3 protein-coding genes are annotated in these 3436 nt (G+C 74.4%); 2 read left to right on the top strand and 1 reads right to left on the bottom strand.

Annotation, left to right across the window (positions count from 1 at the left end; translation table 11 throughout):
- Window positions 1-101 precede the first annotated feature (101 nt).
- A complete protein-coding gene (locus ACIQOV_RS33385; protein ID WP_401054501.1) occupies window positions 102-581 on the bottom strand; it encodes a hypothetical protein in 480 nt (159 codons plus the stop codon).
- Window positions 582-955: 374 nt separating this feature from the next.
- Between ACIQOV_RS33385 and ACIQOV_RS33380 the strand changes: the two genes are divergently transcribed.
- On the top strand, window positions 956-1738 hold the full coding sequence (locus tag ACIQOV_RS33380) for an alpha/beta fold hydrolase (protein WP_401054500.1): 783 nt from the start codon (window positions 956-958) through the stop codon (window positions 1736-1738).
- A gap of 261 nt (window positions 1739-1999) precedes the next feature.
- Window positions 2000-3118, top strand: coding sequence for a nucleotide disphospho-sugar-binding domain-containing protein (locus tag ACIQOV_RS33375; protein WP_401054498.1), 1119 nt, complete (start codon window positions 2000-2002; stop codon window positions 3116-3118).
- The last annotated feature ends 318 nt before the right edge of the window (window positions 3119-3436 follow it).

The raw sequence follows: 3436 nt of genomic DNA, 5'->3' as shown, positions 1-3436 counted from the left end.
GATGCGAGCTGACAACAGCCAGCACATCGTCGACGCCGCCCGTCGCCGCAGTGAGTACCCCTTCCACCGACTCCTCCGGCCTCCCCGGCGCGTCCCGGCACCTACGCCAGGGCGCTCCAGTACGGACAGCGGACGTACGGCAGCGGCGGCGCGCAGTGGTCGACGCTCCCGGACAGCACCGGGCCCCGCTCCGAGCGGGCCACTCCCGGCGAACTCGCGGTCAGCCCGGCCTCGCCCGACTCGCCGAAGCGCAGTGCCAGCCGGTAGCCGTCCGGGGTGGTCGCGGCGACGCCCGGGCGCTCCTGGCCGGCGTTCAGCGAGGTGATCGTCCAGCCGCGCCGCCGCCAGTGCCGCTCCACCACGTCCGCCAGCACCGCCCGCCGGGGCAGCGAGACGACGGTGAGGAGGTCCCGGCCCCGGGTGACGTACCAGAGCAGCTCCGACTCGCGCCCCGGCAGCGGCAGCCGCGCCCCCGCCCGTGCGGGCGCCCCCTGCCAGACCGGCGCCGGACGGACCGCGTCCAGGGTGTCCTGGAGCAGCGTCTCGCAGTGCTCGGCGGCATCGAGTTGATCGACCGTCACCCCCGGCTCCGACCCCGGCCCGGACCCCGGCCGACGGACCGGCGCGACTCTCGCGCCTCCGGGGCCGCCGCCCGGACATCCGACGTTCAGCTCGGCACCACCTGACTGCACAGGGCCCTCCGTACTCCTCCCGGCGTTCAACCCGGGCAGGCATTCCGTCACTGCTTGGACGGCGGGCGGGTACGGGCAGTTCCCCTCCCGGCTCCATCCCTCACCGTTCCCACACCTCAAAGTGCACTGCACGGTGCAGTTGAATCACTGATCTGCACCGTGTAGTTTACTTCTCGTGCCGAGCCGCCGGGCCGAAACCGCCGTCCGGCCGCTTGCCGCACGTCTTCTGACCCACCGTCCGCCCCCTGTCGAGAGGACCCGCCATGCCCGTCATCACCGTCGGCACCGCCCGCATCCCCTACCGCGTCGTCGGCGACGGCCCCGACACCCTCGTCCTGGTGCACGGCACCGGCCCCGGCTCGGCCATGTGGGACGGCCTGCTGGACGCCTTCACCGACCGCTGCACCGTGCTGCTGCCCGACCTCTCCGGCAGCGAGGCCGCCGACGACGACGGCGCGCCGCTCACCCTGGAGGCGCTGGCCGCCCAGGTCGCCGCCGTGATCGAGGACGCCGGCCGCGGCCCCGCCGACGTCCTCGGCTTCTCGCTCGGCGCCGTCGTCGCCACCGCGACCGCCGCCCTGCACCCCGAGCGGGTCCGCCGGCTGATCGCCGCCGCCGGCTGGATCAGCGCGGACCAGGACGAGTACCTGCGGCTCTCCATGGCCACCTGGCTCTCGCTCGCCGACCACCCCGCCGCGTTCGGCGGCTACGCCACCCTCACCGCCTTCAGCCGCGGCTTCCTCGACCGGATCGGGCGCGCCGCCGTCCAGGCCAACACCGCCTACATGCAACCGACTCCGGGCACCCTGCGGCACATCGCCCTCAACCTCGGACTGGACCTCGGCCCGCTGCTCCCGCGCGTCCAGGCGCCCGCCCTGGTGATCGGCTGCACCCAGGACGCGACCGTCCCGGTGGAGAACGCCCGCCGGCTGCACACCGCCCTGCCCGGCAGCGCCTACGCCGAGTTCGACACCGGCCACATCGTGCTCGCCGAGGAGACCGAGGCGTTCACCGGCACCGTCCGGGACTTCCTCGCGGCCGCGTGACCGGCCGTCGCACGACCGACCGCCGCGCGACCGGCCGTCGTGCAACCGACCGCCGGGAGGGAGCGGGCGGCGGCGTACGGGAGGTCCGGCCGGCGGGCGCGCACGGCCCGGGCGACCGGCGCGCGGAGCACACCATTGCCCGAGAGGCAAGCCCTGCTCCAGAAAGGCCGATTACCGCGCATGGTGATCCTTATCGAATTGACTGAACGTCAACTTCAAAGGTGAGACTGCCTTGTCAGCGACATCCGCAAGGAGACCACCATGCGCATACTCTTCACCGGCCCCACCGCGGCCGGTCACCTCTACCCGATGGTGCCCACCGCCCAGGCGCTGCGCGCCGTCGGGCACGAGGTCCTGTTCGCCGTCGGACAGCCGGTCGAGCTGATCCGGTCCGCGGGCTTCCCCATCGTCCAGATCGGCGACGGCCGGAGCCTGCGGGAGATCATCGAGGAGGCTCTCGGCGGCAAGGTCGAGTACGTCAACCGGAACAGGACCCAGGACGAGATCCTCGACATGGCGGCCGCGATGTTCGCGCGCGCCTCCCGTCCCGACGTGGACGGTCTGCTGGCGGCCGCCACCGACTGGGGCGCCGACCTGATCGTCCACGACTCCTTCGCGGCCGCCGCCCCGCTGGTCGCCGCCCAGCTCAAGATCCCGTCGGTGGTGCAGAACTTCGGTGCCAGCCCCGGCGGTCCCATGACCGAGCTGGTGGCCTCGCACGTGTCCGACCTGTACGAGGAGCGCGGCCTGACCGGCCCGGGCATCGCCGCGGTGCTCAACGTCGGCCCGCTCGGCGGCGACCCGGACGGCCTGCCGATGCGCTACGTCCCGTACAACGGCGGCGGCATCGTCCCGGCCGAGTTCCTCCGCAAGGCCGACCGCCCGCGGGCGGTCGTCACCCTGGGCACCGTGCTCGCCGAACTCGACGGCGTCCGCGCGGTGGTCCGCCTGGTCGAGGCGGCGGCCGAGGTCGACGCCGACTTCCTGCTCGCGGTCGGCAGCGCCGACCTCGCCCCGCTCGGCACCCTGCCCGCCAACGTCCGCGGCCTGCCCTGGGTCCCGCTCAACGAACTGCTCGGCCGCGCCGACGCGCTGATCCACCACGGCGGCTCGGGCACCATGCTGACCGCCCTCCAGGCGGGCCTGCCCCAGCTGCTGCTCCCCCAGGGCGCGGACCACTTCCTCAACGCCGACGCCATCACCGCCACCGGCGCCGCCCTGAGCTCCACCTCCGACGCCGTCGACACCCCGCTGCTCACCCGCATCCTCACCGACGCCGCGCTGCGCGACGCCGCCCACCGCCTGCAGGCCGACAACGCCGCCCTGCCCACCCCGGCCACCCTGGTCCCCGGCCTGGAGGGCCTCGCCGCCCGCCGCTGATCCACTGATCCATTGCCGGCTCCGGCCCACCCGGACGGCGCACGACAGCCGCGGGCCGACCGGCCTGCGGCTGTCGGCCGTCTGCGGGCGCCTGTCGGTCGGCCGTCTGCGGGCGTCTGTCGGCGGGGCCGGGTCGCGCCGGGGCTCGACGCACACCCGCGCCGGCCGGCTCCGCCCACCGGATACCAGCTGGCGGCGCCCCGGAACCAGATCGATCCCGGCCACTTCGATGCTCTGCCGCCCCACGAACACCGCACGGCGACGGTGACGAGCCGCACGATCTCCTCGTCGGTGAGCAGGTCCGGCTTGGCGAGCCAC

Source organism: Kitasatospora sp. NPDC091257 (assembly GCF_044757675.1).
GTDB lineage: Bacteria > Actinomycetota > Actinomycetes > Streptomycetales > Streptomycetaceae > Kitasatospora > Kitasatospora lactacystinica.
Note: the sequence above shows the minus strand (reverse complement) of the source record. Positions and strands in the feature narration are given on the sequence as shown.